Origin of the sequence: Sphingomonas sp. Root241, from assembly GCF_001428865.1 — a bacterium.
Lineage (GTDB): Bacteria > Pseudomonadota > Alphaproteobacteria > Sphingomonadales > Sphingomonadaceae > Sphingomonas.
This window is the reverse complement of sequence record NZ_LMIV01000005.1, coordinates 1-3,716: the sequence shown is the minus strand read 5'-3', so window position 1 is coordinate 3,716 and position 3,716 is coordinate 1. Positions and strand designations below refer to the sequence as shown.

The window sequence follows — 3,716 nt, the reverse complement described above, 5'->3', positions numbered from 1 at the left end:
GGTCGTCGTGGCGGACGTGCTGCCCGTGACGGTCTGACGCGCGGCGATCGTCTCGCTCGTCACCCGGCCCGCGGTGTCGTAGACGATGCCCGTGCGGCTATAGGCCACCGTCGTCGCATTCTCGTAATCGATCTGCGAGGCGAGCCGGCCCTGGGGATCATAGCCGTAGCTCGCGCGCAGCTCGGATGCGCCCATCACGCCGTTGCCGGCCGGCCAGCCGCTCTCCGCAGTGCCGCCTTCCCCCGCAACCGATACCGTCTCCAGCAGGCCGTCGGCGGTATAGCTATAGGTCTCGATCGCCTTGCCGCTGAAATGGACCGGACCCGAGGGACTCCAGATATAGATATAGCCGTCGTCCTCAGATTCGGGATAATCGGCGTACCTTGCGACCTGACCGCCGCTCCCCTTCAGGACCGCCTTCCAGCCCGACCAGACCAGCCCGCTCGACATCGTCGAAACGCTCATCCGCTGCCCCGCGGCATCGTAAGTGACCTGCGTGCCGCCGCCGATCACGCCCCCCGACAGCGACCCCTGCGACGTCGTCATCCGGTTCATGCTGTCGTAGCGATACCAGTAATCCTGCGTCGCGACGGAAGTGGAGGCCACGCCGTTCTGGTCGAGCCAGCGGAAGCTCGACTGCATCCGGCGCACGTTCGAAGCGGCGTCGTAGCCGTACGTCATCGACGCCGCAGGCAGCGTCGTGTTGCCCGCCTCGCTCCAGGTGAGCAGCCGGTTCAGCGCATCATAGGTCGCGGTGGCGTTCTGGATCACCACGCCGTCGCGCGTGGTGGTTTCGGTGAGCTTGTTGCCGGTGAGGTCGTAGCTCGAACTCTGGGTCGTGGTATAGCCGCCGATGGTGGTGACTGTCCCCACTTGGCCATTGTTGAGCCAGACATAACTCGCCGTCTCCGTGCCGTGCGCGCCGCTGGTCGTGCGGCCGGTCATCCGGCCGGCAAGGTCGTAGGTGGTGTCGGTCGTGTGTCCGCCCAGATCGGACTTCCACGTCACCCGTCCGAACACATCGGTATACTCGGTCGCGCTGAGTCCATTCTGATAGGTCGTCGTCTCGACCCACCCGCCGAAATTGCCCATGCCCGAGGTCGCGAGGCCGGAGGACCAGCTGTAGCTGGTGGTCGTGGTGTCGCCGCCAAAGACGCGCTGCAGCGTGACGCGTCCCATCGCGTCATATTCGGTGCGCTCGCGCGCGGCGTAGCCGGTCACTTCATTCCAGTGGCCGATGCGATTGCCGAGCAGGTCGTAGGCATAATATTCGTCGAGCCCGCCGGGCCGCGTCACCTGGGTCAGCTGGCCGAGCTTGTTCCAGGCCATGCTCGTGGTGCGGTTGATCTCGTCGGTCGCGGTCCGCAGATCGCCGAACACGTCATATCTGTTTACCGGCGTGCCGCCGTCGGGGTGCCATTCCTTGACGACCATCGCCTCGCCGCCGCCATAGCCGGTGCCCGCGAGCAGCTGGCGCGTGGTCTTGTAGCCGGACAAGCCGGTGAGCGTCTCCGCCTGGACGCTGTTGGCGTCCTGCGTGCCGATCAGGCGGCCAGAAATGTCGTAGAAGAGCTTCTCGGTCGGGCGGATGCTCGACTGTGCGCCGCTCTCGGCGGTGACCGAGACGGCCGGGCGCTGGATCTGGGTGACCCGGCCCATGCTGTTGACCGTGTAGTCGGTCCGCCGGTCATAGGCGTCCTCCTCCCACAGCATCTCGCCGAACGCATTATAGCCGCGGTCGATTGCGATATCCGGCCGCGCGCCGCCGACAGCGGTCTCGCGCAGGCGCTGGATCGTGCCCGTCGCCTGGCCGCGCCTGTCGTAGACCGTGACGGTTGTATTGACCCCGTCGGTGCTGGCGTTGTCGTACGCCTGCGCCTGCGAGAGGCCCGAGAGGTCCATCCCCTCGCTCTCGAGTACCATCGTCTGGCGACCGGCGGCGTCGTAGTAGAAATGCCGCCATACGCCGTCGCCCGAATTGGTACGGATCAGTCGGCCCGCGCCATCATAAGCGAACTGCTCCTGGGCGCCGCCATTGGTGCCGCGGGTGGTCACTTCGCCATAGGCGTTGAAGGAAGAGGTCGTCGCGCTCACCGCGCTCCAGACGCCGCCAGAAATCGTGTTGACCGACTGGCGCGTCACATTGCCGGCGCGGTCATATTCGAAGCCGAGCCCTTCGGTCACGCTCGTGCCGTTGCCGAGATCGCGGCTGTAATATTCGCCGGTCTTTCGTCCCGCAGCGTCGTAGATATAGCTGCGGACGTTACCCGCGGCGTCGGTCGTACCCGTGAGTCGTCCACCCGCGCCATAGCTGTTGGTCGTGACCCGGTCGGCACTGCTGGCGGACGCGCCGCCCTGCTCGGTGCGCACGAGGCTGTCGAGGCCGTTATAATAATAGCGCACCGACGGCGTGACCGCGGTGCCGGCGTAATCGACGAAGCCGTTGCGATGCTCCGTGGTCAGCCGCCCGGCGCTGTCGTAGATGTAGGTGGTAGTGTCGCCGGTCGCCTCGATCTTCTGCGTGACCTCGCCCAGCCCATTGTAGAGATACTCGATGACCGAGATGGTCGCGGGGCCGGTTCGCAAATCGAGCTGCCCGTTGGCGGTGTTGAGCGACCACGCCACGACATCGTGGCGCATCTCCTTCCGCCGCCGGCCCATCCTGTCATATTCGAAGCTGGTGAGCCGATCCGAATTGGTCTGGCCCGGAGCGGTATAGCCGCTGGTGCTCACGTTGCTGGCGACGCCCGAATAGCGCCGCTCGGTGAGGACGTTGCCCTCGGCGTCACGCACCCAGCTCGTCGCATAGCCCAGCGCATCGACCTCGGCCGTCTCGCGGCCCAGCTTGTCGTAATAACTGTAGACGCTGACCAGGGTCGGGTCGGTCATCTTCACGACGTTGCCGGTGGCGTCATACTGGTACGACGTCGTCAGCGTGCCCGTCGTGTAGACGTAGCTGCCGTTCTGCCAATAGCCGATCGCCTGCCCCGCGACGCTCTCGCTCGTCAGCCGGTTGATATTGTCGTAGTCGAAAGTCGTCTCGCGATATTCGCCGGCGGGCGGCGCCGGCGGCGTGCCGCCAGCGCTCGCAGGCAGCGATGCCCAGCCGGCATAAACCTTGCTCGACTTCAGGTTGCCGACATCGTCGTAGCCGTATGCACTGTACGTGCCCTGCGTCGTCGTGACCGCCACGATCTCGGCAACCTTGCGGTCGAGATCGTCATACCAGTACCAGCTATGCCCGCCTGCCGCGTCCCATGTCTCGATGAGATTGCCGCGCTTGTCGTATGCATAATGCTCAGCCGGCGTGACCAGCGACCCGGCCTGGCCGACCGCAACGGGCGTGCCCTCCTTCAGGATCAGCCGGCCTGCCCTGTCGTACGCGAAAACCGTGTCGCGACGTTCAGCCAGACCGTCGGCTTCGATCTGGCGCTTGACGTTGCCGTTCGCATAATATTCGAACTTGTTGCGGTAATAGCCCGCAGCCACCTGATTGCCTGCCGCACCGTACACCGGCGCGTTGACATATTCGGATTCGACCAGCCCTCGCTTGTTGTACTTGAAATCCGTGATCAGCCCCAGCTTGCTCTGGGTCTGGGTGATTCCACCAAAGGCGTCGTACCAGTTGGTCTCTACATAGCCCTCGGCATCGGTGGTGGTCTTGACGCGGCCGAGCTTGTCGTAGGTGAAGCTGGTGGTCGCATCTTTCGCGTTCG

At 64.9% G+C, this 3,716-nt stretch carries 1 protein-coding gene; it reads right to left on the bottom strand.

Annotation, left to right across the window (positions count from 1 at the left end):
- Positions 1-3,716, bottom strand: a 3,716-nt coding sequence (locus tag ASE13_RS20075) for an RHS repeat protein (protein WP_162254718.1), incomplete at both ends; no start/stop codon positions are given.